The organism is Acinetobacter sp. XS-4 (genome assembly GCF_023920705.1).
GTDB lineage: Bacteria > Pseudomonadota > Gammaproteobacteria > Pseudomonadales > Moraxellaceae > Acinetobacter.
The window spans coordinates 746283-771730 of record NZ_CP094657.1; the positions used below are offsets into that span (position 1 = coordinate 746283).

General features: G+C 38.4%; 26 protein-coding genes. 15 read left to right on the forward strand and 11 right to left on the reverse strand.

Annotated features, from left to right (window positions below; translation table 11 throughout):
* The first annotated feature begins 153 nt into the window (after positions 1-153).
* Positions 154-1065, forward strand: coding sequence for a polyprenyl synthetase family protein (locus tag MMY79_RS03665; RefSeq protein ID WP_016137086.1), 912 nt, complete (start codon positions 154-156; stop codon positions 1063-1065).
* A gap of 57 nt (positions 1066-1122) precedes the next feature.
* Positions 1123-1491 carry an MmcQ/YjbR family DNA-binding protein gene (locus tag MMY79_RS03670; RefSeq protein ID WP_252612097.1) on the forward strand — a complete coding sequence of 123 codons (369 nt, stop codon included), beginning with the start codon at positions 1123-1125 and terminating at the stop codon, positions 1489-1491.
* A 63-nt stretch (positions 1492-1554) separates the two neighbouring features.
* On the opposite strand, the gene MMY79_RS03675 is transcribed toward MMY79_RS03670, so the two are convergent.
* From MMY79_RS03675 to MMY79_RS03690, 4 genes are all read right to left on the reverse strand, one after another.
* A complete protein-coding gene (locus tag MMY79_RS03675) occupies positions 1555-2409 on the reverse strand; it encodes an SPFH domain-containing protein (protein ID WP_252612099.1) in 855 nt (284 codons plus the stop codon).
* A gap of 28 nt (positions 2410-2437) precedes the next feature.
* On the reverse strand, positions 2438-2899 hold the full coding sequence (locus tag MMY79_RS03680) for an NfeD family protein (RefSeq protein ID WP_016137083.1): 462 nt from the start codon (positions 2897-2899) through the stop codon (positions 2438-2440).
* Positions 2900-3003: 104 nt separating this feature from the next.
* Positions 3004-3921 (reverse strand): patatin-like phospholipase family protein, encoded by a 918-nt coding sequence (locus MMY79_RS03685; protein ID WP_034591625.1) that lies wholly within the window; start codon positions 3919-3921, stop codon positions 3004-3006.
* 66 nt (positions 3922-3987) lie between these two features.
* Positions 3988-4614: a lysophospholipid acyltransferase family protein gene (locus MMY79_RS03690; protein WP_252612101.1), complete on the reverse strand. Its 627-nt coding sequence runs from the start codon at positions 4612-4614 to the stop codon at positions 3988-3990.
* Positions 4615-4742: 128 nt separating this feature from the next.
* Here MMY79_RS03690 and MMY79_RS03695 point away from each other — a divergent pair, with 128 nt between their 5' ends.
* From MMY79_RS03695 to MMY79_RS03720, 6 genes are all read left to right on the forward strand, one after another.
* On the forward strand, positions 4743-6002 hold the full coding sequence (locus MMY79_RS03695; protein ID WP_252612104.1) for an MFS transporter: 1260 nt from the start codon (positions 4743-4745) through the stop codon (positions 6000-6002).
* Between the two features lie 73 nt (positions 6003-6075).
* Positions 6076-6267 carry a hypothetical protein gene (locus MMY79_RS03700; protein ID WP_252613421.1) on the forward strand — a complete coding sequence of 64 codons (192 nt, stop codon included), beginning with the start codon at positions 6076-6078 and terminating at the stop codon, positions 6265-6267.
* Positions 6268-6538: 271 nt separating this feature from the next.
* Entirely contained in the window at positions 6539-7837 is a 1299-nt protein-coding gene (locus MMY79_RS03705) for a DcaP family trimeric outer membrane transporter (RefSeq protein ID WP_252612106.1), read from the forward strand.
* Positions 7838-8018: 181 nt separating this feature from the next.
* Positions 8019-9668 (forward strand): phosphoethanolamine--lipid A transferase, encoded by a 1650-nt coding sequence (locus tag MMY79_RS03710; protein WP_252612108.1) that lies wholly within the window; start codon positions 8019-8021, stop codon positions 9666-9668.
* Between the two features lie 14 nt (positions 9669-9682).
* Positions 9683-10351: a response regulator transcription factor gene (locus MMY79_RS03715; RefSeq protein WP_252612110.1), complete on the forward strand. Its 669-nt coding sequence runs from the start codon at positions 9683-9685 to the stop codon at positions 10349-10351.
* Between the two features lie 30 nt (positions 10352-10381).
* Positions 10382-11716, forward strand: coding sequence for an ATP-binding protein (locus MMY79_RS03720; RefSeq protein ID WP_252612112.1), 1335 nt, complete (start codon positions 10382-10384; stop codon positions 11714-11716).
* Between the two features lies 1 nt (position 11717).
* Here the strand turns inward: MMY79_RS03720 and MMY79_RS03725 are convergent, their stop codons facing one another.
* On the reverse strand, positions 11718-12419 hold the full coding sequence (locus MMY79_RS03725) for a phosphatase PAP2 family protein (RefSeq protein ID WP_252612114.1): 702 nt from the start codon (positions 12417-12419) through the stop codon (positions 11718-11720).
* A 77-nt stretch (positions 12420-12496) separates the two neighbouring features.
* Between MMY79_RS03725 and MMY79_RS03730 the strand changes: the two genes are divergently transcribed.
* Positions 12497-12631, forward strand: a complete 135-nt coding sequence (locus MMY79_RS03730; protein WP_252612116.1) for a hypothetical protein — start codon at positions 12497-12499, stop codon at positions 12629-12631.
* Positions 12632-12725: 94 nt separating this feature from the next.
* On the opposite strand, the gene MMY79_RS03735 is transcribed toward MMY79_RS03730, so the two are convergent.
* The gene (locus MMY79_RS03735) at positions 12726-13913 is read right to left on the reverse strand and encodes an ammonium transporter (protein ID WP_252612118.1); all 1188 of its coding nucleotides are present in this window, start codon (positions 13911-13913) and stop codon (positions 12726-12728) included.
* A gap of 302 nt (positions 13914-14215) precedes the next feature.
* Positions 14216-15100 carry a LysR family transcriptional regulator gene (locus MMY79_RS03740; RefSeq protein WP_252612120.1) on the reverse strand — a complete coding sequence of 295 codons (885 nt, stop codon included), beginning with the start codon at positions 15098-15100 and terminating at the stop codon, positions 14216-14218.
* A 116-nt stretch (positions 15101-15216) separates the two neighbouring features.
* Between MMY79_RS03740 and MMY79_RS03745 the strand changes: the two genes are divergently transcribed.
* Together MMY79_RS03745 and MMY79_RS03750 are read left to right on the forward strand one after the other, a co-directional pair.
* Complete coding sequence (locus tag MMY79_RS03745; RefSeq protein WP_252612122.1) at positions 15217-16122, forward strand: AEC family transporter; 906 nt, start codon at positions 15217-15219, stop codon at positions 16120-16122.
* A gap of 126 nt (positions 16123-16248) precedes the next feature.
* Positions 16249-17265, forward strand: coding sequence for a molecular chaperone DnaJ (locus MMY79_RS03750; RefSeq protein ID WP_252612124.1), 1017 nt, complete (start codon positions 16249-16251; stop codon positions 17263-17265).
* A gap of 46 nt (positions 17266-17311) precedes the next feature.
* Here the strand turns inward: MMY79_RS03750 and MMY79_RS03755 are convergent, their stop codons facing one another.
* Positions 17312-18226: a LysR family transcriptional regulator gene (locus tag MMY79_RS03755; protein WP_252612126.1), complete on the reverse strand. Its 915-nt coding sequence runs from the start codon at positions 18224-18226 to the stop codon at positions 17312-17314.
* 120 nt (positions 18227-18346) lie between these two features.
* Here MMY79_RS03755 and MMY79_RS03760 point away from each other — a divergent pair, with 120 nt between their 5' ends.
* A complete protein-coding gene (locus tag MMY79_RS03760; RefSeq protein ID WP_252612128.1) occupies positions 18347-19537 on the forward strand; it encodes an MFS transporter in 1191 nt (396 codons plus the stop codon).
* Between the two features lie 27 nt (positions 19538-19564).
* Here MMY79_RS03760 and MMY79_RS03765 read toward each other — a convergent pair whose 3' ends face one another.
* Entirely contained in the window at positions 19565-22462 is a 2898-nt protein-coding gene (locus tag MMY79_RS03765; protein WP_252612130.1) for a valine--tRNA ligase, read from the reverse strand.
* Positions 22463-22658: 196 nt separating this feature from the next.
* On the opposite strand from MMY79_RS03765, the gene MMY79_RS03770 reads away from it, so the two are divergent.
* Genes MMY79_RS03770 through MMY79_RS03780 form a run of 3 tightly spaced genes read left to right on the forward strand, consistent with a single transcriptional unit; the run spans position 22659 to position 24652 of the window.
* A complete protein-coding gene (locus MMY79_RS03770) occupies positions 22659-23330 on the forward strand; it encodes a hypothetical protein (RefSeq protein ID WP_252612132.1) in 672 nt (223 codons plus the stop codon).
* Positions 23331-23357: 27 nt separating this feature from the next.
* On the forward strand, positions 23358-24164 hold the full coding sequence (locus MMY79_RS03775) for an SDR family NAD(P)-dependent oxidoreductase (protein ID WP_252612134.1): 807 nt from the start codon (positions 23358-23360) through the stop codon (positions 24162-24164).
* Positions 24165-24217: 53 nt separating this feature from the next.
* On the forward strand, positions 24218-24652 hold the full coding sequence (locus tag MMY79_RS03780; protein WP_252612136.1) for a nuclear transport factor 2 family protein: 435 nt from the start codon (positions 24218-24220) through the stop codon (positions 24650-24652).
* On the opposite strand, the gene MMY79_RS03785 is transcribed toward MMY79_RS03780, so the two are convergent.
* Positions 24649-25083 carry a YbjQ family protein gene (locus MMY79_RS03785; RefSeq protein WP_252612138.1) on the reverse strand — a complete coding sequence of 145 codons (435 nt, stop codon included), beginning with the start codon at positions 25081-25083 and terminating at the stop codon, positions 24649-24651. The two genes, MMY79_RS03780 and MMY79_RS03785, sit on opposite strands and share 4 nt — an antisense overlap.
* Positions 25084-25090: 7 nt before the next feature.
* Entirely contained in the window at positions 25091-25441 is a 351-nt protein-coding gene (locus MMY79_RS03790; RefSeq protein ID WP_252612141.1) for a YbjQ family protein, read from the reverse strand.
* Between the last annotated feature and the right edge of the window lie 7 nt (positions 25442-25448).

Here is a 25448-nt window from a genome sequence, read left to right on the forward strand (position 1 = left end):
TAAGTAAAAAAGCCTCTCAATTACGAAGAGGCTTTTTTACGTTTACCTTCAAAAACTCATCACCCACTTTTTACAGTGAATCGTGTATGATGTAGCGCATGAATGCTTCATTACATTCAATAAAATTTCTCTACTGATTTTATCGAGGCGACTGTGTCATCACTCTCTCAAGTTAATGCGGATGTTTTAAAACAAGCTCAACAACGTATTCAACAAGATTTATTGACGACACTGGCCGCGTTCTCAATTCCAGAACCTTTAAAAAGTGCAGTACACCATGCAGTTATGCTTGGTGGAAAACGTGTGCGTCCGGCTTTGTGTTATGCCACAGCTTCTTTACAGCCTAATCCAAATTTTGCTGCGGCTCGCCGTGCGGCGGTTGCTGTAGAGTTAATTCATTGTTATTCACTAGCGCACGATGACCTGCCTTGTATGGACAATGATTTACTGCGTCGTGGTCAGCCGACATGTCATGTTGCATTTGGTGAAGATACTGCTTTGCTCGCAGGCGATATTTTACAATCAATGGCTTTTGAGGTTTTAGGTAGTCGTTTGTTCGATGAACAAGGGCAGGGTACCGATGCTGCGATTGTATTAAAACAAATTCAGATTTTAGCAACAGCCACTTCTAAAATGGTTTGTGGACAAGTATTAGACCTACAAGCTGAAGCTAAGCAAATTGCTCAAGACGAACTTGAAAATATTCATCGTAATAAAACTGGTGCGCTTATTCAGGCTGCAATTATGATGGGTGCAGTTACTATCTTTTCTGGCACAGATCAAGCAATTCCAAAATTGCGTCAATATGGGCAGACCATTGGACTGGCTTTTCAAGTATTAGACGATATTCTCGATATCACTTCGAGCACCGAAGCTTTGGGTAAAACTGCGGGTAAAGATGAGCAAGTTCAAAAATCGACATACCCAGCTTTAATGGGGCTTGAACAAGCACAGATTTATGCCAAAGAATTGCATGATCAAGCTTTTGAGGCTTTAGCTCATTTTGGTGACAATGCAAAAGAATTGGTTGATATCTCACAATTCCTTTTAGCTCGTACGAATTAATAATATTAAATCAATATTGATGCTTCTATTCATGTGGAATGAATAAAGGAGAAAAGAATGAATGGTGAACAACTCCATCAAAAAGCAATTGAAATTGCACGTAATCTTCCTTTTAGCCAACAGACTCATCCATTTGGGCCTGAATATGAAGTTTTTAAAATTTTAGAAAAAATATTCATGCTGACAACGGAAGTAGCGGGCGTCAAAATGATTAATGTCAAATGTGACCCTTATAAAAGTCAGGAATATCAGGAGCTTTATTCATTTATTATTCCGGGTTATCACATGAATAAAAAACACTGGATTTCGATTACACCGCATAAGAGTTTAACAAGCGATTTACTCCAAGATTTAATTCATGATTCTTATGATTTAGTCGTAAAAAAATTACCTTTGAAAGATCAGAAAAGATTAAAAAACCAATAATATAAAAAACGGCGACATTGTAGTCACCGTCTTGATTTCAATTAGTTATTTGAACTCATTAAATTAATTATGCTTTCCCATAATACCGCGAATTGTATTTAAAACATCAGCAGGTAAAACTACAGTTTTAGCATTGCTTGATTTCGCTAACTCTTGCATTGCTTTAATGTACTGTTCACCTAGCAAGTAAGCCACAGGAGTTTCTTTATCACCGACTGCACTTGTTACCATTTCAATCGCTTTTTGCGAAGCTTCAGCTAAAACAACTTGTGCTTCTGCATCACGACGAGATGCTTCTAAGCGACCATCAGCTTCTAAAATGGCAGCTTGTTTTTCACCGTCAGCTCTCGTTACTGTGGCACGACGTTGACGTTCTGCCGCAGCTTGAGCTTCCATGGCAGCCTGCATTGTTGTAGATGGCTGAATATCTTGAATCTCAACCGTTTTTAAGGTAATGCCCCAATCTGAAATATCATCAGAAATTGCAGCTTTGAGCTTCGCTTTAATATGATCACGTGAAGACAAAGCATCATCTAGATCCATTTCACCGACAATAGAACGCAGAGAGGTTTGTACAAGGTTTTGAATCGCCCATGTATAGTTTTCAATACCGTAAACTGCTTTCTCTGGTGTGGTTAAATTAATATACGCCACAGCATTCATGAGTAATACGGCGTTGTCACGTGTAATCACTTCTTGCGATGGAATATCTAGCACAATGTCTTTCGTGGTAATTTTATAAGCAACGTCATCGATATAGGGAATCACAAAATTAAGCCCTGGATTAAGGGTGGTGTGATATTTACCTAAACGTTGGACAATCCATTTGTAGCCCTGAGGAACAATACGAACCCCTTTAAAAATGGTAATAGCCACAAACGCCAAAAAGGCTAAAACAATAATAGTACCGACTGGCATGAAAATACCCTCTCTTTATCTTTAATGTTTATGAAGTACCGTGGGTTTGAACAATTAAGTCATTACCCGAAATGTCAATAACTCTGACACGATCGCCTACTTTAACAGGAGTAGTGCTCCGACAATTCCACTCATCGGCCCCTAAAATAGGCATTGGAAAGCGAACAATAATTTGATCATGGTCTAGACCGGTTTGAATCACCATGCCAACTTGACCAATCGTTGCTTCACGGGGCAATCCCGCTTTGGTTTTATCAATTGATAAGGGTTTAATAAATTTGAACCAAAGAATGGTGCATAGCACTGATAGTATTATCCACAATACAATTTGTGTTGTGAGGCTAATATCTGGAAATAACCAATAGAGAATGCACACCATAATGGCGGCAATACCAAACCAGAGTGCGGCAAAGGCAGGTAGAATCAGCTCAGAAAGAATAAGTAAGATACCCAATACAAACCAGTGCCAAGGTTGTACAACAAACTCCATAGATCTGCTCTTTTATATATCTTTATGATGGGTAAAAGTGATTAATATCACTTTTACCACTGTAGCAGATGATAGGTAATGTGGATAGAAAAAAACCACTTCAATTAAAATTTAGAACGTGGCGCGGGCTTAAATGCTGCTGGAGATTTTTTGAAGGTTGCAATCGCACTTTCAATTTGGCGAATTTGAGCTTGAGCAGCTTTTTCACCTTCCAAAATTGCTTGATTACTTGATTTGAGGTCAAGTGTACCTAAATGACCCACTTTAGGCTGAATCACAACATTGGCTTGCTTGAGTTCTTCATTAATACTTTGTTGACCCATAATATTAATGGTTTGATCCAGTAATCCCCACATATTGGCTGGGCGATTACCTGCTGGGCGCGCTGAAATATCAACGGCAATCACAATATCTGCACCCATATCACGAGCTGTTTTAACAGGAATTGGACTAACTAATCCGCCATCAATGTATTTTTGATTGCCGATTGTGGCTGGCACGAACACATTTGGAATACTACAAGAAGCACGTACTGCTTGGCCTGCATTACCTTTAATAAAGTCTGCCTTTTGACCATTATCAAGGCGAGTTGCCACAGCCGCAAAACGGATTGGGAACTTCTCAATCGGTTTATTGCCAACATTACGGTTAACGTAGTCTTGTAACTTTTGCCCGAGAATAATGCCTTGACGGTTAAGCGTTAAATCACGGATATCAGACTCTTGTAATTTCAGAGCCAGACTTTGCAATTGATAAGGTGTTTGTCCACTCGCGTAGATACTTCCAACAAAGCTACCAGCGCTGGTACCCGTTACAATTTTAGGCTTAATCCCATGAGACTCTAAAACCTTGATTACACCAATATGTGAAAATCCTTTTGCTCCACCGCCACCTAAAGCAAGTGCAATTACAGGTTCACGGGCTTTAATTGAGGTAGTCGGCGTTGGTGTTTTGCTAAATTTATCACAGCCAAAGAGTGCTAGAGAGATAAATCCAATACTGGCAAATTGAGCAATTTTCATCTTTAAAAATAATCTATGTCGAGATAAATTAAGAAGGGCCATAAGACCAGATTCGCTCAATTTTTGCTAGGTTTTTTTCACTAGATTTTGTAAAGGTTCGGCAAGCCAATTGCGATTTTTGGGTGAAATTTTTCCCTCATAACGCTCAAAAATCTTTTGTAGATCTTCAGCATAGTTGCCACTTGGGTCTAAGTGACCTAAGCAGTGAATCGTCTTACGATCATAATCAAAAGAAAACATCACAATGGGAATGTTGGCTTTTGCGGCAATATGGTAAAAACCACTTTTCATTTTTTTTGCTTTTTTACGTGTGCCTTCGGGTGCCATCCCAATCCAGATCTTGTCATATTTTTGAATGGTTGCAACGACTTGTTCAGTAAGTCCATTGGCTGTGTCACGTTTAACAGGAATAACGCCAGCCCAGTCTAACGCTCGCTTAAACGGTAGTTTAAAAAGGGCATCTTTACCTAATACTGTAATTTGGATACCTAATCCGAAAATCGCAAGAAAGCCATACCATCCATCAATATTGGAAGTATGAGGGGAAATAATCGCTACTGCTTTTGGAAAATTAGGAACTTCGCCTTCAATTGTCCAACCTTGCGCTAAAAAAAGTTTCTTAAATAGTGCCCGGCTTAAAGCAGTACCACGTTGGGGTACCAAATCAGGTAAATTAGGGAAATATTGATCCATATTTTTTTAAATTTTAACTTGTCCTCGTTTTATCTTAATCTTTTGAAATATATGCTTCATTGGCAAAATGTAAGAACAACATGACATTTGATGTTATTCCTCATTAAAGAAATAAAAAGTAGGTATATATGTTTCGGCAGCAAAATCTTTATCTTCTGCTATTTTCCTTATATTGGGCGCAAGGGCTACCCGTGGGTTTTATGACCCATGCTTTACCGGTTATTTTAAGGGCACAAGGTGTGTCACTTGCTCATATTGGTGGTTTTGGCCTATTAATGTTGCCTTGGTCAATAAAGATCTTTTGGGCGCCGTGGGTTGACCGACATGCACTTTCCCATTTGGGGCACTATCGTAGTTGGATTTTACCTACGCAGTTTTTGACGGTGGGTGTGCTGTGTATTTTGTCTTTTTTCCCCATTCAAGCTTTAGACCAGCCTCTTTATTTATTTGCTTTTTTTATTTCGCTTCTTTTAATGAACTTAACAGGAGCAACACAAGATATTGCGACCGATGCTTTGGCTGTCAATTTGTTAAAGCATGACCAGCAACATTGGGGAAATACGTTTCAGGTGATTGGTTCCCGACTGGGTTTTATTGTTGGGGGCGGTGCCGTACTCTGGTGTTTAGACTGGTTAACATGGCAACCTACTTTCCTCTTATTAGCAGCCTTGGTATTTTTAAATACTTTACCCGTTTTATTATTTAAAGAACCTAAACATGCAGCTTATTCAGGTCATCAACTTAAACCTAGCCAGCAAAGTTTAGTCATAAAGATTAAGGCCTATTTGAGTTATTTTTCTCAAAATAAAGAGCTTCGTTCTTGGTTAGTTGTACTTATTACTTTTAAAGTAGCAGATGGTTTAGCTGGGCCATTACTTAAGCCTTTAATGGTTGATATGGGGCTAAGTTTTACTCAAATTGGCGTTTATATCACCATGCTTGGTGCAGTAGCAGCACTGGCAGGGGCAGCAATAGCTGGTGGAGTGCTTAAATACTTCTCTAGACCTACCACTTTAATTATTTTTTCAGTATTTAAAATCATGAGCTTAGCGGCCTATACCTATTTAGCTTATGCTTACGAACAGAAAATTCAACTCAATGTCTGGGCTATTTATACAGTCAATGCGTTAGAGGATGCATTCTCGGCAATGTTGTTGGTGGTTATGTTGACTTTAGTCATGCATTACAGTCGAAAAGAATATGCGGGTACAGATTTTACCTTTCAGGTTTCAGTCATGGCGACTGTGAGTGGTGGTCTTTATAGTTTGAGTGGTGTATTTGGAGATGCCTTCGGTTATTTTCATTATTTGATAGCTATTGTCATTATTGGCATTGTTACTTTGCTCCCTATTTACCTCTGGAAATATGTAAAACTACAAGAAAAATAATGTTAACTAAATGAAATAAAGAAATTTAATATCGATTAACGAGTGATCTAAGGGTTATCTAATACCTTTGTCTATGTTTTTAAAAATGTATGTTTTTAGCTATTTAAATGCTTTATTAATTATGCCATCTTGTTTGGGTAGCAAATGGAAGCTAACTGGAGTAAAAATGGATTTCGTTAACAAGAAAAATCATGTGAATCAATTAAAATGGGTAGAAAAATGTTCAATTAGATTGGATATTAGCCTAAAGTCTAAAAAAGAATAATGAAATAACGATTTAATCATTCTATAAGATAAGAGAGTTGTGTAGGATTCGTTACAACATGAAGACAAGGTAAAAATCTGTAACTCAAAGTGTGTTTTTTATGTCTTTGGTTATTGGTTTTGGTCTTGCATAACGTTGAAATTGGTTTTGGTTGCGGTAATAAAATTAATGTAACCAAAGTGGAGGAGAGTTGATTTTTTAGCCCCTAATTTAATGGCGTAAATCAACTTGGCATGGATAGGCAACATAAAATATATTTTTGGAGTTTTTGATGGATCTATTCCTTAATCGTAAATCTTTCGTTGTTAAAAGTTTAGCGCTTACAGTTACAGCTTTAATGATGAGTGGGGCACATGCTGCAACTTCCGATAAAGCGGAAATTCAACAGCTTCGTAAAGAAGTTGAAGCTTTAAAAGCTTTAATTCAACAACAAAGCCAAGTACAGCAACAGCAGCAGCAAGTACAGCAACAACAGCAAGTACAGTTAGCTGAAGTTAAGGCACAACCAGTTGCTGCACCAGTTTCGCCGTTAGCAGGATTTAAATCTAAAGCTGGCGCTGATGTGAACCTATATGGTTTTGTTCGTGGTGACGCTAACTATATTATTGAAGGTGCGGATAACGACTTCGGTGATGTAAGTAAGTCAGACGGCAAAACGCATGATAAATTACGTGCGACTGCTAAAACTACACGCCTTGGTTTAGATTTTAATACGCCTGTGGGAGATGATAAAGTAGGTGGTAAAATCGAAGTCGATTTTGCTGGCTCAACAACAGACTCAAATGGCTCATTGCGTATTCGTCATGCTTATTTAACATATAACAACTGGTTGTTTGGTCAAACTACTTCAAACTTCCTATCTAACCATGCACCAGAAATGATCGACTTCTCGACAAACATTGGTGGTGGTACTAAACGTGTACCTCAAGTACGTTATAACTACAAGTTAGGTCCAACCACGCAACTATTTGTTTCTGCTGAAAAAGGTGATAGTACTACTTCGGTTACAGGCGATAGTATTAAGTATAGCCTACCTGCATTAACTGCTAAAATCACTCAAGGCTATGCAGAAGGCAGAGGTTCTGCTTCAGCTCGTGCATTAGTTGAAAATTATAAATCACAGCTTGCTGATGATGATAAAGTTGGTTGGGGCGTAGCTGTAGGTACTGACTTTAAAGTATCTGATCCGTTAAAACTCTTTGCTGATGCATCATATGTTGTTGGTGATAATAGTTATTTATATGGTAGTAACACTCCTTACGCAGTAGAAGGTAATTCTATTGAGCAGAATAAATTTGTAGCAGTACAAGTGGGTGGAACTTATAAGATTTTACCTAACTTACGTTCTACACTAGCGTATGGTGCTCAATTTGCTGATGACGGTACTGATTTTGCAAAATTAAATGCTTCTGCAAATGAAAAAGTTCAACAAGCATGGCTGAACGTAATTTATACACCAGTTAAACCAATTGATTTAGGTCTAGAATATGTAAATGGTAAGCGTGATACCTTTGAAGGTAAGTCTTACAAAGATAACCGTGTTGGTTTAATGGCTAAATATAGTTTCTAAGAACAATATTTAGTTAAAAATCAAAAAAGACGAGGTTAAATTTAACCTCGTCTTTTTGTTAGAAAAAATTTTGAAATAAGTATTTTTTAAGATTTCTGTCTTAGATCATTTTTTATTTAAGTCATTTTTAAGTTTCAATTTCTACAGTAAAGCATCATAAAAAGATTGTAGTTCCCCCAAGATGCTGAATTTTTTTTCTACCTTAAAAAATAAACAGATTTCACTGTTTATGTTTAATTTCATTATAGCCATTTGGTTAGGTGCAATTCTAAATATTGGTTTTTATAACAAAGTACATCTTTTAACTCCATATTTTGGAGTAAAGGCTATTCTATTTTTAGCTGCTACAGTAGTTATTGTTGTTGCTGCTTATTATGCGCTTTTACAAATTTTAAACTGGAAATGGACAGCTAAAATTTTTGCAATTTTGCTAGTCTTTATTGGTGGTTTTAGCTCTTATTTTGTTAATACGTTAGGTGTAATCATCTCGCCTGATCAGATTCAAAATATGATACAAACAGATGTATCCGAAGTTTCTGATTTAGTTTCATTACGCTTTGGACTTTGGACAGTTTTCTTTGTTGTTTTACCTATTATTTTAATTACTCAAGTAAAGCTTAAAAAAGAAAAAGTATCCCATTTGTTGTTGAAAAAAGTCGGTTCAATTATCGCTTCTTTTGCAATTGTTGGTATTTTGCTTTTTACATATTATGTGGATTTTGCAGCCATTTTTCGTGAACATCGCGATTTGAAAGGCATGATTTCTCCTCAAAACACCATTTCTTCTTTAATGTCTTATTATCATAAAAAGGCACCTAAGAAGAACTTACCATTAATACATTATGGTGAAGACGCTCATCAAGTTCAGCAAGTACAAAAGAACCTGCCTAAATTAATGGTGCTGGTTGTTGGCGAGACAGCTCGTGCAGAAAGTTTTTCACTCAATGGTTATGCTAAAAACACGAATCCAGAGCTTTCTAAACAAGATATTTTGAATTTCTCTCAAGTTAGTTCATGTGGTACAGCAACCGCTGTTTCGGTTCCATGTATGTTCTCTGGCATGCCACGCGTTGACTATGATGAACAGTTAGCAAGTCATCGTGAAGGATTACTTGATATTGCAAAGCGTGCAGGTTACCAAGTGACTTGGATTGATAATAATTCTGGTTGCAAAGGCGCATGTGATCGTGTTGAGCAATATCAAATATCAGAAAAGTTAAAGCAAAAATGGTGTAAAGATGGCGAATGTTTTGATGATATTTTAATTGATAGCTTAAATGAGTATTTAGCCACTATTCCTAAAGAAGATACGCGTCCACGTTTAATTGTTTTACATCAAGTCGGAAGTCATGGTCCAGCTTATTACAAGCGTGCACCTGCCCAATATCAACCATTTAAACCGACTTGTGATACTAATGCGATACAGGGCTGTTCTCAAACAGAGTTATTAAATAGTTATGATGACACGATTGTGTATACAGACCATGTATTAAGTCAGATGATTAATAATTTGAAAGAAGTATCGAAATATCAAACAGGTTTATGGTATTTATCTGATCATGGTGAATCAACTGGTGAACATGGTATGTATTTACATGGTTCGCCTTATGCAATCGCACCAACCCAACAGACACATGTACCAATGATTATGTGGTTCTCTGATAAATGGAAACAGCACAATCTTGCACAAGTGAGTTGTTTAGGCCAACAGACGAAACAAAAGTTAAGTCAGGATAATTTATTCCCAAGTTTGTTAAGTATGCTGGATGTAAAAACTCAGGTCATCAATCCTCAACTGGACATGCTGCACTCTTGTGCCCATGTGAACTAAAGCGAGCCTAGAACATGACAAAAATCTTAATGATTGAAGATGATTTTATGATTGCTGAGTCAACAATAACGTTGTTGCAATATCATCAATTTGAGGTGGAGTGGGTCAATAATGGCTTAGATGGTCTGGCTCACTTGGCCAAAAGTAAATTTGATATCATTTTATTAGACTTAGGTTTGCCAATGATGGATGGCATGCAGGTCTTAAAGCAAATTCGTCAAAGAGCTGTCACTCCAGTTTTAATCATTTCGGCACGAGACCAGCTACAAAACCGTGTAGATGGATTAAACCATGGTGCAGATGATTACTTAATTAAACCATATGAGTTTGATGAGTTACTTGCCCGTATTCATGCACTGTTGCGTCGTACAGGAGTAGAGGCTCAGCTTGCGAACCATGAGCAACTTTTACAAAATGGCGATCTGGTTTTAAATGTTGAACAACATATTGCAACCTTTAAAGGCCAACGGATTGATTTGTCGAACCGTGAATGGGCGATTCTTATTCCTTTAATGAGCCACCCAAATAAAATCTTTTCTAAAGCAAATCTTGAAGATAAGTTATATGATTTCGATAGTGAAGTGACCAGTAATACGATTGAAGTATATGTGCATCACTTGAGAGCTAAACTTGGAAAAGACTTTATTCGAACTATTCGAGGGTTGGGTTACCGTTTAGGGTAATCCTCGCTTCAATTTTGGAACTTTATAAAAGTGCATTATTCATTAAAGAAACGACTGATTTGGGGCACCTCAATTTTCAGTGTCATCTTAGGTTGTATATTAATTTTTAGTGCCTATAAGGTTGCACTTCAAGAAGTTGATGAAATTTTAGATACGCAAATGCGTTATCTGGCAGAACGAACAGCTGAATATCCATTGAAAACGGTAAGTAGCGAGTTTGATTTTCATAAGACTTATCATGAAGAAGATTTGTTTGTAGATATTTGGGCTTATAAAGATCAGGCCCATTTATCACACCATCTACATTTATTGGTTCCACCTGTTACACAAGCTGGTTTTTATTCGCATAAAACTAGCCAAGGTGTCGTAAGAACTTATGTTTTGCCTTTAAAAGATTACCAGATTCAGGTCAGTCAACAAGAGCGGGTTCGTGAAGCTTTTGCTTGGGAACTTGCTGGAAGTATGTTCATTCCATATTTAATTATTTTGCCATTTGCGATTTTTGCTCTAGCAGCAATTATTCGTCGAGGGCTAAAGCCAATAGATGACTTTAAAAATGAACTGACTCATCGTGATTCGGAAGAACTGACACCCATTGAAGTTGCAGATTATCCTCAAGAGTTATTGCCAACCATCGATGAAATGAACCGTTTATTTGAGCGTATATCAAAGGCTCAAATGGAACAGAAACAGTTTATTGCTGATGCTGCACATGAACTTCGAACCCCAGTTACAGCTCTAAATTTACAAACAAAAATTCTAATCAGTCAACTTCCTGAGCATGAGTCTTTGCAAAATCTGAGTAAGGGATTAGCACGTATTCAGCATTTGGTCACACAGCTTTTGGCTTTGGCTAAGCAAGATGTCTCTTTAAGTGTGATTGAACCAACCAAAGCTTTTCAACTCAATGATGTCGCTTTAAATTGTGTTGAACAGCTGGTTAATTTAGCTATGCAAAAAGATATTGACCTAGGATTTGTCCGTAATGAACCGATAGAAATGCATAGTATTGAGCCAACAGTGCACTCAATTATTTTTAATCTAATTGATAATGCAATTAAATATACGCCTCATGAAGGAATGATTAATATTTCAGTCTTTACTGCTAAAGATGGTGAAGCATGTATACAAATTGAAGATAGCGGTGCGGGGATTGACCCTGAACATTACGATAAAGTTTTAAAACGTTTTTATCGGGTACACCACCATCTTGAAGTGGGCAGTGGCTTAGGTTTATCAATTGTTGACCGAGCGACTCAGCGTTTAGGTGGAACATTGACCTTAGATCGAAGCATGGAACTTGGCGGACTTTCTGTTCTAGTTAAACTACCTAAAGCTCTACATATTCATGAAGCAAGAACTTGATTTAAGCAAGTTCTTCTTTGATTCGTTTTTCAAACTCAAAGCGGTGAACACAAATTTTATAAAATAAGATATTCACTGCCCAAACCACCCAGCCTGTCCATAAATTGTGACTAAGGAAATGGGCACCACGCATCATTTGTCCCCAGCCCATTAGAAAGCCTAAGATGATGCCAGCGATGAGATAAAAATAGGCACGTTTAGGTTGTTCAAGGCGATAAACAAAAAAGCCTGTCATTAGAATAAAGCCCGCGCTTGCGTGACCACCTGGAAAGCAATGACCATGCGTAGAGGTAAAGTCCCAGACATAACTTAAAGCAGTCGGATGAACCATATTCCAAGGGCAAGCGTGAGCAGATTGTGATTTTAATAGGCCAACTACACCGCTACCAATCATGCTCACAAAAAACATATAGCCATATTGCCAGCGGTAAAGCTTCAATTTTTCTACTTTGAATGACGTAATCCACAGAAATAAAAAGATCACATAAACCGTGGTAATGATTTGTTTTACGATTTCATGGTTAACCCTGACAAGGTACCAATTGTCCCGATTGAAGAAATGACCTGTTGAGTCCATCCAAGGGTGGATGAAATACATATCAATGTTCCCACCCACTGGAAATATGAATAAAAGTATAAAAAAACTAAGAACAAGAAAAATAAGCTGAAGTTGGAAAAATTGTTTTTGTTGATTCATTACCATGCAACATCAATTTGAATGTGAGTTGGAGGTATTACATAAAATAAAACTTAAATTGTTCTTAAACTAAATTTAATTTCGTGACCAAAATGATGAATGTGTGTATCCATTCACAACCTGTTGAGCATAAGAAGTTTAAAGTTTTTGCAAACTATTTTGATAGTAATAAACAGGGAACAGGTTTTGTGAATGGAAATGGTTTTGGTCTTGCGTAGCTTTAGACGCTACTCATGCCGAAACAAAAGTAACGTAATTAACTGATATTATTTGCTATTACAGAAGAAAAGACTCTGTCGTGCCTACACAGAATTAAAACATACCTTCTTCAGAGTTTGCAGAAATTTTGTGAATGGATAAATCTGCACCCCTAAACTCATCTTCTTGAGATAAGCGAATGCCAATAGTTGCTTTAAGTAAGCCATAAACAATAAAGCCGCCAGCGAGCGCAATGGCAATCGCAAGTGCTGTACCAATGAGTTGTGAGGCAAAAGATACACCGCCTAAACCACCAAGCCATTTTTGACCAAATAGACCGACTGCAATACCACCGAACGCACCGCATACGCCATGTAACGGCCATACACCTAATACATCATCAACTTTGAGTTTGTTTTGTGTGTAGGTAAATAGATATACAAACATTGCACCAGCTGCACCACCAATAACAAGTGCACTGACTGGATGAACGATGTCAGAACCCGCACAGATCGCAACTAAGCCTGCGAGTGGGCCGTTGTGTAAGAAACCAGGGTCATTTTTCCCAATCGCATTTGCTGTAATGGTGCCGCCGACCATAGCCATGAGCGAGTTAATGGCAACCAGACCAGAAATTGCATCAACACGTTGCGCGCTCATCACGTTAAAGCCAAACCAGCCAACAATCAAAATCCATGAGCCAAGCGCCAAAAACGGAATAGAAGAAGGTGGGTGAGCACTTACACGACCGTCCTTCTTATAACGACCAGAACGAGCACCCAATAAAATTACAGCGGCAAGTGCAATCCAACCACCCATAGCATGCACTACAACTGAACCTGCAAAGTCATGAAAAGGTGCACCAAAAGTGGCTTCTAACCATTTTTGTAGACCGTAGTTACCATTCCAGACCATGCCTTCGAAAAATGGATAAACCAGCGCAACTAAAGCGAGTGTCGCAATTGCTTGTGAACGCATTTTTGCACGTTCAGCAATACCACCCGAAATAATGGCAGGAATAGCCGCAGCAAAAGTGAGTAAAAAGAAGCAACGCATCAGGTTGTAGCCATGATCACTCGCAAGGCTTGTACCATCATGGAAGAAATGTTGACCATAAGAAATATAGTAGCCAACAAAGAAATATGCGATTGCAGAGAGGGCAAAGTCAGTCAGAATTTTACTAAGTGCGTTCACCTGATTTTTATGGCGAACTGTACCAAGTTCCAAGAATGCAAAACCTGCGTGCATGGCAAGAACCAAAACAGCACCAAGTAATAAGAAAAATAGATCTACATTTTGCATAGCATGCTCGAAAAAAGTGCTAAATTCCATTTTGGAACAAATCTGGGTCTGTAAATTGCACCAAAATAGATTTAAGGAATCTAAAAACCTAAGTTTGTCGAAACAAACTCAATTGCATAAAAGTGAATATGCAATAAGTGCACCAATTTGAATTGAAAAAGTAGTTTTTGGCGATAAATGGTGCATTGATTTGGTTAGGATAGGGCAGTTATGGCGCTTTTTACGTTAAAAGTCATCTAATGCGCTCAAAAATTGACCTGGAAGATTTCGTTATCAGATTCCTAAAAATTATTCGTAATCATTTAATGATTAGACCAAACGGATTGCGCGACTTCAATAAATGCTTTCACAGCTGGACTCATGTGCTTTTTATTTTTCACTGCGAGTCCAATAGAGCGTTTAAGGTTCGGTTTAAAAGGGCGCTTGACCACGTTTGGATAGAGTGAGAGTAGCTCTTTGGTAAGTACCATATCAGAGACAATCGAAACTCCTAACTGGTTGTGAACCATGCTGACGATACTTAAAATTTGTGACACATAAAATTTAATGTCTGGTTTCACGTTAAAGTTTTTTAAAATTAATTCGACCTGATGTCTACTACCGGCCATTGTCATAATAAATGGGCAGTTTTCTAACTGTGCTGGATCAATATAGAGTTGTTGCGCGAGCGGATAGTGACTAGGAATTAAGGCAACAAAACGATCTTCAATTAGAGGGAATGTATCGAATCGCTCATCTGGCATAATTAAAAAACCAACTTCTATGCGCCGTTCTAGTAACCACTGAGCAACTTCTTTATCTTCGCCTTCATCAATATAAATTTCGATTTTAGGGTAGCGCTGCCGAAAGGTTTCTAAAATTTCAGGCAATAGATAAATAGAAGATGAAGCACCAAAAGAGCCAATACGTAATGTACCTTCGTTTAAACCATGGATTGCAGCCACTTCTTTTTCTAAGGTATCGGAAATACTCAATAGCTCTTTTACATGAATGAGTAGCTGCTGACCTGTCGTGGTGAGCTCAATATCACTTTGAGTGCGTGAAATCAGGTTAATGCCCCATTGTTGCTCTAATGATTTAAGCGCATGGGAAACTGCCGACTGTGAAATTCCCAGCTTTTCTGCTGTAGCAGTGAAGCTTTTTAGTTCAGCAATAAGTGCGAAAATTTCAAGTTGGGTAAAGGTCATGTTGTATTTGTTATGAGTAAAAACTCATTTTATCATGAGTTTTCATTATCTTTAATATATGAGTAAGCCAAGGTAGTTGCCAAAACAGCAAGCCTCAACAACACTCGAGTAAAGAAATGAATAGCATTGTTTTATCTCTTTTTCCTTTAGTTGCATTAATTGCATCGGGATACTTATTTAAAAAATATCGTTTTTTTAGCGATGAGTTTTGGGCCGGGGCAGAGAAGCTCAATTATTATATTTTATTTCCTGCTTTGCTTTTTAGTACGCTATCGACCGCAAAAATTGACTTACAAAGCTTAAGCACAGCCATTATTGCGATGTTGATTGTGGTTTTAGCAGTAACCGCCTTTTTATACATACTTCGAATGTTTTGGCACATATCGCCTGCACGTTTTGGTGTGCATGTACAAAGTATGGTTCGCTTTAATACCTATATTGGCTTGGCTCTAGTCACTTCGCTTTTTAAAAGTGAAGGAATGGCAATTCTGGCAATTTTATTGGCGCTTTGCATTCCACTTGTGAACGTTATTTCAGTGCTTGCTTTAACCCCTAAAGAGCACATGGCAATGAAACCTGTTTTGATTGCACTTCTTAAAAATCCTTTAATTGCATCGTGTGTAGTAGGGGCAGCAGTCAATGCGCTTCATATCCCGATTTGGGAAGGCTTTACTCAGTTTATTAAGCTTTTTTCAGTGTCAAGTTTGCCATTAGGTTTGCTATGTGTTGGCGCAGCTTTACAGTTTATGCAAATTAAAAAGGACATCGTGGTATTGGCTGCTGATACATTTTCACGACTTTTAGCAGTGCCTGCCTTGGCTTACGCGGTTTGCATGTGGTTTGATTTACCAAATTTGCAAACACAGATTTTAGTCATTTTCTTTGCGCTACCGACGGCTTCTGCTTCATACATTTTAACTAAGGTTTTGGGTGGCGATAGTCAGCTCATGGCAGCTGTAATTAGCTTTCAAACCTTATGTGCTGCCGTGACTTTACCATTAGTGATTTGGTGGATCTCTTAGGTTATAACTTAGTTAAGTCGCATTCTATTTTCTAAAAATAAATAGGCCGATTCTGACTTAATAAATGCTTTGCTACCTTCCTTATCTGATTATTGCTACACTTTTTTCTTTTTCAGGTGGATGAGTATGTCCTTTGATCTCAAAGTCAACTTGCAGCAAAGGTCTGAACCGTCTGCACAGCAGAAAAAACTGAATCGCCTGATTGATAAAATAGAGCAGCAAAAAGTTAGCCTGAGCACATGGCAAAATGCACAAGCTGAGATTCAACAGCACATACGGCAAAAATTGATGCCTGTGTATAGCGATTTACATGAGGTCTTATTTCAGCAGTTGGATCAACTTTGGAATATGTTGCATAGCCACGAGTTTTCCAAAGCAGATATACAACAACTAGACGAAAAAATTGCCCAGCTTGCACAAATGTTGAAGCGCTCCAAAATGCTATCGGCTGGACAGTTAGAGTTAGTGAAGCAGATCAATACCTTTTATGAGCAACATGTGGGGGAGTCGGTAAAAAAGAATAAAAAAGCTCAGTCAATAAAATTTGAATACGAAGAAAGTGCTGAGCAAGGTGCAGAGTTAGAAGAAGACTTTGAACAATATGCTGCTGAGCAACAACAAGCGCGGGAACAAGCCAAGCAGCAAAGACAACAACAGAAACGTGAACAAGCCGAGCAGATGGCAACGCAGTCACTTAAAACAGTCTATTTAAAAATTGCCGCGATGATTCACCCAGACCGTGAGCAAGATGAAACAAAAAAACAGGAAAAAACTGAGTTGTTCCAACAGGCAAGTCAGGCCTACGAAAAGCAGGATTTGTTTTATTTACTCAAACTTCAGTTACAGCTTGAACAGAATAAAGGGCTAGGCGCTAAAGAATTATCTGCCGAGCAATTGCGGTTTTATAAACTTGCTTTAGATGCGCAAAGTCAGCAGCTTGAAAGCCAAATTGCTGAGATTTTGGATTCTTTTCAGTTAGCGAAGAATGTAAAAGCAGAGCATGTACATATTAGTGATGTCTATAAAGCTGTAGATGCTGATTGTGCTGAGCTAAAGCAGCAGGTGAAATGGGAAAAGGAACGTTTAAAGCATATGAAAAAGGTGAGTGGGGTTGAGATGTTATTGGAGAATGGGGTGCTTTAATTCATTAGATAATCTTATCGAGATAGCTAACTGATGAAAGTAATGATTAGCTTTCAGGATTTTCCCAACTTGGTGGTTGTTTTTGCCAGTAACACCGAATAAATTCGATTAAAGCTTTTACTTTTGGGGAAATATGTCTTTTTGATGGATATACAGCATAGATCGAGTGTTGTATTGGTGCAATATCCTCCAAGACTGGTACAAGTGTTCCTTGATAAATGTCATTGGTAACAAGATAAGCACCTACTTGGATAATACCAAAATTATTTAGTGCCGCATCGCGTAGGGATTCAACATCATATAAGCGAATTCTACCTTGTGCTACATAGTCAATATTGTTTCCTTCAATATGAAAACGCCAAGGTGTTTGATGGCCTTGATGTAAATAAATAAGATTTTGATGTTGCTGTAGATCTTCTATTTTGTATGGTTTACCTTTTTCTTTCAGATAGCTAGGGCTAGCACAAGTGATTAACCAATGGCTGGCTAATTTTTGTTGCACTAGATTGCTGCTCACCTGTTGCCCAAATCGTATCGCAACGTCTATGCCATCATGTATTAAATCTTGAAACTCATCAGAAAAAATTACTTCAATCTCGATTTCAGCATATACATTTAAAAAATCTAATATGATTGGCATCATATAAATTCGACCAAAAGCAACAGGTACTGTAAGACGTAAACGTCCCTTCAGCTTTTGAGTACGTGTCATAATCAAGGTTTCAGTTTCTTCAACTTCTTGTAATATGCGTTGTGCGTACTCATAGAATAGATGCCCCTCGTCACTTAAACTCAAGGTGCGTGTAGTACGATAAATTAAACGGGTGTGGAACCTATATTCTAGGCGTTGAATACATTTACCTATTGCTGAGCGTGACAAATTAAGAGAGTCAGCTGCAGCGGTAAAGCTCCCAGTTTCAACGACACGTACAAAAATTAAAAGGTCAGATAAATTAGTCATCTCTGTTATAGCGAGATTAACCACTTTTATTCCCCATTGCTGGCACTCAAATGGAGTTTATCAAGTACAGGGTGGTAAGTATATTTTAGTACAACATTATATTTGATGTACCCGCTCAATATGAAAACCCCCATTCTTAATGAACAAAAATCTCAAGCTGGTTTGCATGCTTGGTTAGCAGTTATAGCTGTTGCTTTGGCGATTTTTATTGTAGTTAGTGTAGAAATGCTACCTATTGGATTATTAACACCTATTGCAAAAAGTATGCAACAACAATTAGGAAGCATGAGTCTTATTGTTTCTACTCCATCTCTAGTTGCTGCAATTACTGCACCATGTGTCATTTTAGTATTTAACCGCATTACTCGTCGTAAACTAATTCTTTTATTTATGTTGTTATTGTTTATTTCAACATTAGTTTTTGCAATGGCTAATGCATTTCATTGGTTGTTGCTGGCCCGAGTATTATTTGGAATTTCTATGGGGGGAATATGGTCCCTAGCAGGAAGTATTGCAGTTCGTTTAGTTCCAACTGCACAAGTTGGGCTCGCCACTTCACTTATTTTTAGTGGTGTTGCTGCAGCTTCGGTATTGGGTGTGCCAATGGGAGTTTATCTAGGGGATTTATTTGGATGGAGGATGGCATTTATTAGTATATCGATGTTAGTTGCAATAGTATTTTTAATGCTATTTTGGTCATTACCACCTCTTACGGTTCAACAAACGAGTACATGGAGAGAGGCTTTAGTTGTATTAAAAAAAACAAATATTGTCGTTGGGCTAGGGATGACCTTATTTATAGTTACAGGGCATTTTTCAGCATATACTTTTATACGTCCGCTACTACAAGAAATGGCCCATTTCTCTGATTCTTCTATTGGAGCTTTATTACTAATTTATGGTGTTTTTGGAATTCTAGGTAATTTTATTTTAGGATTTAGTATTCAAAAATTTCTTTGGCAAACATTGTTTATCATTGCTTTATTATTGGGTAGTACATTATTTTTATTTATGTTTTTCGGTGATTCTAAGTTTCTTAGTCTAGCGTTACTTTTAATTTGGGGGCTTTCTTATGGTGGGGTTTCAATATCATTAATGACTTGGATGATTCGTTCAGCTCCTATGCATATTGAGTTAGCATCTGCACTTAATATTACTATGTTTAATTTATCAATAGGATTAGGAGCTTTTTTAGGTGGGCTAATTTATGATGCCTTTGGAAGCGGGTTGAATCTATTTTTTGGAAGTGTATTAGCTTGTATTGCGGCCATTTTAATATTTATTAATCACAATAAAAATCCCCTCATTTGAGGGGATTTTTTGAATCAAATGACTGCATTAAAGCGCAGCAATCTGCTCCATATTCGCTTTAACTTTCTCTAACTGAGCAGCAAACTCAGCAAGCTTCGCTTTTTCACCTTCAACAACAGCTGCAGGTGCTTTAGATACAAAGCCTTCATTTGCAAGTTTGCCCGCGATTTGGTCGTGTTGCTTTTGGATTTTATCCAAGTCTTTTTGCAAACGAGCAAGCTCAGCTTTAGGGTCAATTAAGCCTTTCATTGGTACAAATACTGATGCATGGCTGACAACGCTAGAGCAAGATAAAGGCGGTTCTTGGTCTTTATTCAAGAACTCAATGCTTTCAACTTTAGCTAGTGCTTTGAACAATGCTTCAATACGAATGATTTGTTCACGTTCAGCGTCAGACGTGTTTTGAAGTAATACTGGCAACAAGCGCGCGTTACCTAAGCCTAACTCACCACGAATGTTACGTACTGCACCAATCAAACCTTGAAGCCATTGCATATCTGCTTCAGCTTGTTCATTGATTTTTGCTTGCTCAGGAATAGGGTATTGAGCAGTCATAATCGTTGGGCCGCCTTGACCAAGCATTGGTGCAAGAGTCTGCCAGATTTCCTCTGTCAAATACGGCATTAATGGATGAGCCAAACGTAATGATGCTTCCATTACAGCAAGCAATACACGACGTACTTCAGCTTTACGCTCTTCTGCAACTTCTGGATCATTCAGAACTGGTTTAGTTAACTCAACGTACCAGTCACAGTATTCATTCCAGATAAAGTCGTAAATCGCTTGAGCAGCAAGATCTAAACGGTACGTTGCGAACGCTTGATGTACAGCAGCTTCTGCTTTTTGCAGACGGCTGATAATCCATTGTTCTGGAAGTTCCCAAAGATCAGGACGTGCTTCTTGACCAACAGTTTGGCCTTCAACATTCATCAGAACGAAACGAGTTGCGTTCCAGATTTTGTTACAGAAGTTACGGTAGCCTTCAACACGTTTTAAGTCGAACTTGATATCACGACCAGTGTTTGCAAGCGCACAGAACGTGAAACGAACTGCGTCAGTACCGTAAGCATTAATACCTTCTGGGAACTCTTTACGCGTTGATTTTTCAATCTTCGCTGCATCTTTCGGGTTCATTAGGCCAGTCGTACGTTTTGCAACTAAACTTTCTAAATCAATACCGTCAATCAAGTCTAATGGGTCAAGTACGTTACCTTTAGACTTCGACATTTTTTGACCTTCACCATCACGTACCAAGCCGTGAACGTAAACAGTCTTAAATGGAACTTGTGATGAACCATCTTCATTTTTCATGAAGTGCAGGGTCATCATGATCATACGGGCAACCCAGAAGAAAATGATGTCAAAACCAGTCACCAATACATCTGTTGGGTGGAAGGTTTTTAAGAAATCATTTAGTTCATCTTTCTTGTCGTCGCCAGTCCAACCCAAAGTTGAGAAAGTCCAAAGTGCAGATGAGAACCATGTATCAAGAACGTCTTCGTCTTGTTTAAGTTCAACATCAGCAGCGATGTTGTTTTTCGCGCGTACTTCTTCTTCGTTACGACCAACATAGATGTTGCCATTTGCATCGTACCAAGCTGGAATACGGTGACCCCACCAAAGCTGACGTGAAATACACCAGTCTTGAATGTCACGCATCCAAGCCATGTACATGTTGCTGTACTGTTCTGGAACAAACTTAATACGGCCATCTTGAACTGCTTCAATTGCAGGCTCAGCAAGCGGAGCAATTTTTACGTACCATTGGTCAGTCAGTAACGGCTCAATGATCACACCTGAACGGTCGCCACGTGGAGCTTTTAAGTCATACGGTTGGATTTGATCTAACCAGCCTTCAGCTTCCGCTTCAGCAACTAACTTCTTACGTGCTGCAAAACGTTCTAAACCAGCATATTCCGCAGGTGCAGTAATGGTTTTAGAAATTTGTTCGCCAGCTTTTGCAATATATTCAAACTCAGCCAAAACTTCGGCATTTTTGTTGAAGATATTAATGATTGGCAAGCTGTTGCGTTTACCTAGGTCATAGTCATTGAAGTCATGAGCAGGGGTAATTTTTACACAGCCAGTACCGAAGTCTTTCTCAACGTAGTCGTCAGCAACGATCGGGATTAAACGACCAGTAATTGGCAATACAATATTTTTACCAACAAGGTGTGCATAACGCTCATCTTCTGGGTGAACAGCTACAGCCGTATCGCCCAGTAATGTTTCAGGACGAGTCGTTGCAACGACTAAATAGTCTTTGCCATCTTGAGTTTTAACTGATTTGTCTTCAAAGAAATATTTAAAGTGCCAAAGTGAGCCTTTTTCTTCTTTGCTTTCAACTTCAAGGTCAGAAAGTGCTGTTTGAAGTTTAGGATCCCAGTTTACAAGACGCTTACCACGGTAAATTAAACCGTCTTCGTGCAAACGAACGAATACTTCTTTAACTGCGTTTGATAAACCTTCGTCCATTGTGAAGCGTTCACGTGACCAGTCTACAGATGAACCTAAGCGACGAATTTGTTTCGTAATTGTGCCGCCAGATTGTTCTTTCCATTCCCAAACTTTTTCGATGAACTTATCACGGCCTAAGTCATGACGAGTCACACCTTGTAAACCAAGTTGACGCTCAACAACCATTTGAGTTGCAATACCAGCGTGGTCAGTACCCGGTTGCCACAAAGTGTTTTTACCCATCATACGGTTATAACGGGTGAGGGCATCCATAATGGCATTGTTAAAGCCATGGCCCATGTGCAAACTACCTGTGACGTTTGGTGGTGGAATCATGATACAGAATGATTCACCGTGACCAGAAGGTTTGAAGTAACCTTGTTCTTCCCACGTTTGGTACCACTTCTTTTCGATCTCGGTTGGATCGTATGTGGTCGCAATATTTTGAGCGGTTTGAGCGTCAGTCATAGTAGCTTAGATCGAATATGCATAAAAAATTGCACCTATTGTAGCAAAAAAATGCCTCGAAATTAATGTGCTGAAAACAGATAAACGGTTTTGTATTTTTTTCAAAAAACGGTAGATTTATGAAAGATGGATCACAATTTAATCGTGTAGACACACGGCACAAAAATTACAAACGAATTGAAAAAGGATGTTGCTCATGAGTTATGAAGTTTTTTTGAAAATTTCCGATTCAACTTATACCCAATTCGAGACCATTCGGCAGAAACTGCATGATGGGGTAAGTCAAAGTCAGGCAAAACCTTTAGGCGATGTACTCTCTGATCTTTCTTGTGAAATTATTGAACAGGTTTTTTCTGTGCTTTTACAGTCAGGAAGTACAACCATGTCTCCAAAACAACAAGCTGAGTCTGAAAAAGTGGTTCAGCAAGTTTTAGAGACTTTTCGAAAATATATGCCTTGGTCAGTTTCATTCTTTGGAAATGAGCGTCTTTTGCCTTTAGTCGATTACATGACATCTCTGATGAAAGAACAGGGGCAACAAGTTTATATTACCTACCCAGTTACCCTGCAACTCGTACAACAAGCTCAAAACCTTACGCAGCAAATTCGTGACGGTAATATGCAAAGTATTACAGCGGCTTTTGAAACCTTAATACAAATTGTAGATTTAGGCGTAACAAGCCTAGTACGTGAGCCTAAAAAGCGTTTAAAATTTAATTTAGTTGTCGATAAAACTCTTAACGGAGTGATCAACATGACGACGCATTTGGGCTATAAACGTTTGGAAAAGTTAGGTACACAGATTGATCAGACCACAGCAACTCATTATATCAACCACTTTTTGGCCTTCATGCATCAAGCAGCATAATTTAAAAAGATAATAGGAACATAAAGCATGGCCAAACTTGATACTTTACAAAATAAAGTGGTATGGATTACGGGAGCATCTTCTGGTTTGGGCAAGGCCTTAGCAGGGGAGTTGGCTTTGCAAGGGGCAGAAGTAATTTTGACTTCGCGTCGTTTTGAAGAATTAGAAGAGGTTCGAGTTGGTTTATTAAAACCAGAGCATCATTTGTCTGTAGTTGCCGATATTACTGATGAAAAACAAGTAGAAGAAGCTTACCAGCAGATTTTAAAAGCCAAAGGGCGAATTGACTGGCTCATTAATAATGCGGGCTTAAGCCAACGTGCTTTAATTGAAGACACAACAATGGCAACCGAACGGGCCATTATGGAAGTCGACTATTTCTCTCAAGTGGCATTAACCAAAACTGTGCTGCCGACCATGCTAAAACAAAAGTCTGGCCGAGTTGTATTTGTGTCGAGTGTGGCAGGTTTATTAGGAACTCAGTACCGCGCAAGCTACTCTGCTGCTAAAGCTGCAATTCACATGTGGGCAAATAGTTTACGTGCTGAGGTCTCAGATCAAGGTGTTGAAGTTTCTGTTATTTTCCCGGGCTTTGTAAAAACAAATGTGTCCTTTAATGCGTTAAATGGTGCTGGGCAACCTCAAGGTCATCAAGATGAAGCCATTGAGAATGGTTTAGAGGCAAACGTATTTGCTCAGCAATCAGTTAAAGCCTTAATGCATGGTCAAGAATATATTGTTATTGGGGGAAGCAAAGAAAAACTAGGCGTTATGGTTTCTCGGATGTCACCAAAACTTCTCTATAAAATGATTCGGAAAACAAAAGTAAAATAAAAAAGTGATTTCGCCGTGCTAAATTGATGGAAAACCCGCATAGAAGGTTCACCATGGATCAAGATTATCACCGTATTTTAGACGTCATTACGCGTTTTCAATTGGTCTTTGACCAGAAAAATTGGGACGCTTTTGATGATTTATTGGCAGATCAACTTGAGGTGGACTATTTCCAGTTTAGGGGAGAGCCTTTATGTGTCGTGTCTTGTCATGAGTATAAAGGTTCTCGGCAACAAGCTTTATCGCATTTACGGCTACAGCACAATTTGAGTAATCCTTTGATTCGGATTGAACAAGATCAAGCATGGTTAGAATGTAATTATCAAATTTATCGTTTTTCGGAAAATGATTATTTTCATTCATTTGGTCGTTATTATTTTACTTTGGTAAAACAACAGGGCAGTTGGAAAATTACTGGAATTTGCCAACATTTAACTAAAAATATTGGCAATCCACGCATTCATTTTTCCGCTATTGGGCAGTGCTAATCTTTTACAGCAGTACCATAAGCAAATACTTCGACCATTCCACCTTGCATACCAAGTTCGGTTGTACTCAGCCGAACTCCCATAATATGGTTAGCTCCTGCGGTATGAGCTTGTTGTTTTAAACGAACAATCGCTTCACGGCGAGCGCGTTCAACTACACTTTCATAGCTGGTGAGTCGACCACCCAAAACGTTCTTAATGGATGCCAATACATATTTAAAGTAGTCATGAGAAATCACCACATTACTACTAATAAAATAGCCTAGCTGATCACTCGTCGAAAAACGATTGGTATCAATTCTGATATGGGCAAATTGCTGTTCTTTTTCTTGAAGTTCTTTCAAATGTTTTCGTTCAATATGGCGGCCAAAACCCCAACCAATACTGAAAAGAATGAGAAAAATAACAAGCTGAAAAATAAGATTTTCCATTTTTTACCTATGCACTAAATGGATCTGGTAGATGGGGGGCTTGAGGTTGAACAACCACAGCCGTACCGTAGACAAATAGTTCAGAAGCACCTTGAGCAATATTTGAAGTTGAAAAACGAATACCGACAATTGCATTCGCACCAAGTTGCTGAGCTTTGGCAATCATCCGATCCATGGCTTCTTTGCGAGATTCTTCTAATAACTCGGTATAACCCGTAAGTTCGCCACCCACAATATTTTTTAAACTTGCCATCAAGTCACGGCCAACATGCTTACTGCGGACAGTACTTCCATAAACAACATCAAGTTGCTTTACAATCTGGTGGCCCGGAACACTTTCTAAATTACTCAGTAACATTGTTTTT

What these genes read in the sequence shown, in the direction of transcription:
- MMY79_RS03670 (WP_252612097.1), top strand. Translation starts at nt 1,123, where the DNA reads ATGAATGGTGAACAACTCCATCAAAAAGCAATTGAAATTGCACGTAAT.
- MMY79_RS03675 (WP_252612099.1), bottom strand. Translation starts at nt 2,409, where the DNA reads ATGCCAGTCGGTACTATTATTGTTTTAGCCTTTTTGGCGTTTGTGGCT.
- MMY79_RS03680 (WP_016137083.1), bottom strand. Translation starts at nt 2,899, where the DNA reads ATGGAGTTTGTTGTACAACCTTGGCACTGGTTTGTATTGGGTATCTTA.
- MMY79_RS03685 (WP_034591625.1), bottom strand. Translation starts at nt 3,921, where the DNA reads ATGAAAATTGCTCAATTTGCCAGTATTGGATTTATCTCTCTAGCACTC.
- MMY79_RS03690 (WP_252612101.1), bottom strand. Translation starts at nt 4,614, where the DNA reads ATGGATCAATATTTCCCTAATTTACCTGATTTGGTACCCCAACGTGGT.
- MMY79_RS03695 (WP_252612104.1), top strand. Translation starts at nt 4,743, where the DNA reads ATGTTTCGGCAGCAAAATCTTTATCTTCTGCTATTTTCCTTATATTGG.
- MMY79_RS03700 (WP_252613421.1), top strand. Translation starts at nt 6,076, where the DNA reads ATGTTTTTAAAAATGTATGTTTTTAGCTATTTAAATGCTTTATTAATT.
- MMY79_RS03705 (WP_252612106.1), top strand. Translation starts at nt 6,539, where the DNA reads ATGGATCTATTCCTTAATCGTAAATCTTTCGTTGTTAAAAGTTTAGCG.
- MMY79_RS03710 (WP_252612108.1), top strand. Translation starts at nt 8,019, where the DNA reads ATGCTGAATTTTTTTTCTACCTTAAAAAATAAACAGATTTCACTGTTT.
- MMY79_RS03715 (WP_252612110.1), top strand. Translation starts at nt 9,683, where the DNA reads ATGACAAAAATCTTAATGATTGAAGATGATTTTATGATTGCTGAGTCA.
- MMY79_RS03725 (WP_252612114.1), bottom strand. Translation starts at nt 12,419, where the DNA reads ATGGTAATGAATCAACAAAAACAATTTTTCCAACTTCAGCTTATTTTT.
- MMY79_RS03735 (WP_252612118.1), bottom strand. Translation starts at nt 13,913, where the DNA reads ATGCAAAATGTAGATCTATTTTTCTTATTACTTGGTGCTGTTTTGGTT.
- MMY79_RS03740 (WP_252612120.1), bottom strand. Translation starts at nt 15,100, where the DNA reads ATGACCTTTACCCAACTTGAAATTTTCGCACTTATTGCTGAACTAAAA.
- MMY79_RS03745 (WP_252612122.1), top strand. Translation starts at nt 15,217, where the DNA reads ATGAATAGCATTGTTTTATCTCTTTTTCCTTTAGTTGCATTAATTGCA.
- MMY79_RS03750 (WP_252612124.1), top strand. Translation starts at nt 16,249, where the DNA reads ATGTCCTTTGATCTCAAAGTCAACTTGCAGCAAAGGTCTGAACCGTCT.
- MMY79_RS03755 (WP_252612126.1), bottom strand. Translation starts at nt 18,226, where the DNA reads ATGACTAATTTATCTGACCTTTTAATTTTTGTACGTGTCGTTGAAACT.
- MMY79_RS03760 (WP_252612128.1), top strand. Translation starts at nt 18,347, where the DNA reads ATGAAAACCCCCATTCTTAATGAACAAAAATCTCAAGCTGGTTTGCAT.
- MMY79_RS03765 (WP_252612130.1), bottom strand. Translation starts at nt 22,462, where the DNA reads ATGACTGACGCTCAAACCGCTCAAAATATTGCGACCACATACGATCCA.
- MMY79_RS03770 (WP_252612132.1), top strand. Translation starts at nt 22,659, where the DNA reads ATGAGTTATGAAGTTTTTTTGAAAATTTCCGATTCAACTTATACCCAA.
- MMY79_RS03775 (WP_252612134.1), top strand. Translation starts at nt 23,358, where the DNA reads ATGGCCAAACTTGATACTTTACAAAATAAAGTGGTATGGATTACGGGA.
- MMY79_RS03780 (WP_252612136.1), top strand. Translation starts at nt 24,218, where the DNA reads ATGGATCAAGATTATCACCGTATTTTAGACGTCATTACGCGTTTTCAA.
- MMY79_RS03785 (WP_252612138.1), bottom strand. Translation starts at nt 25,083, where the DNA reads ATGGAAAATCTTATTTTTCAGCTTGTTATTTTTCTCATTCTTTTCAGT.
- MMY79_RS03790 (WP_252612141.1), bottom strand. Translation starts at nt 25,441, where the DNA reads ATGTTACTGAGTAATTTAGAAAGTGTTCCGGGCCACCAGATTGTAAAG.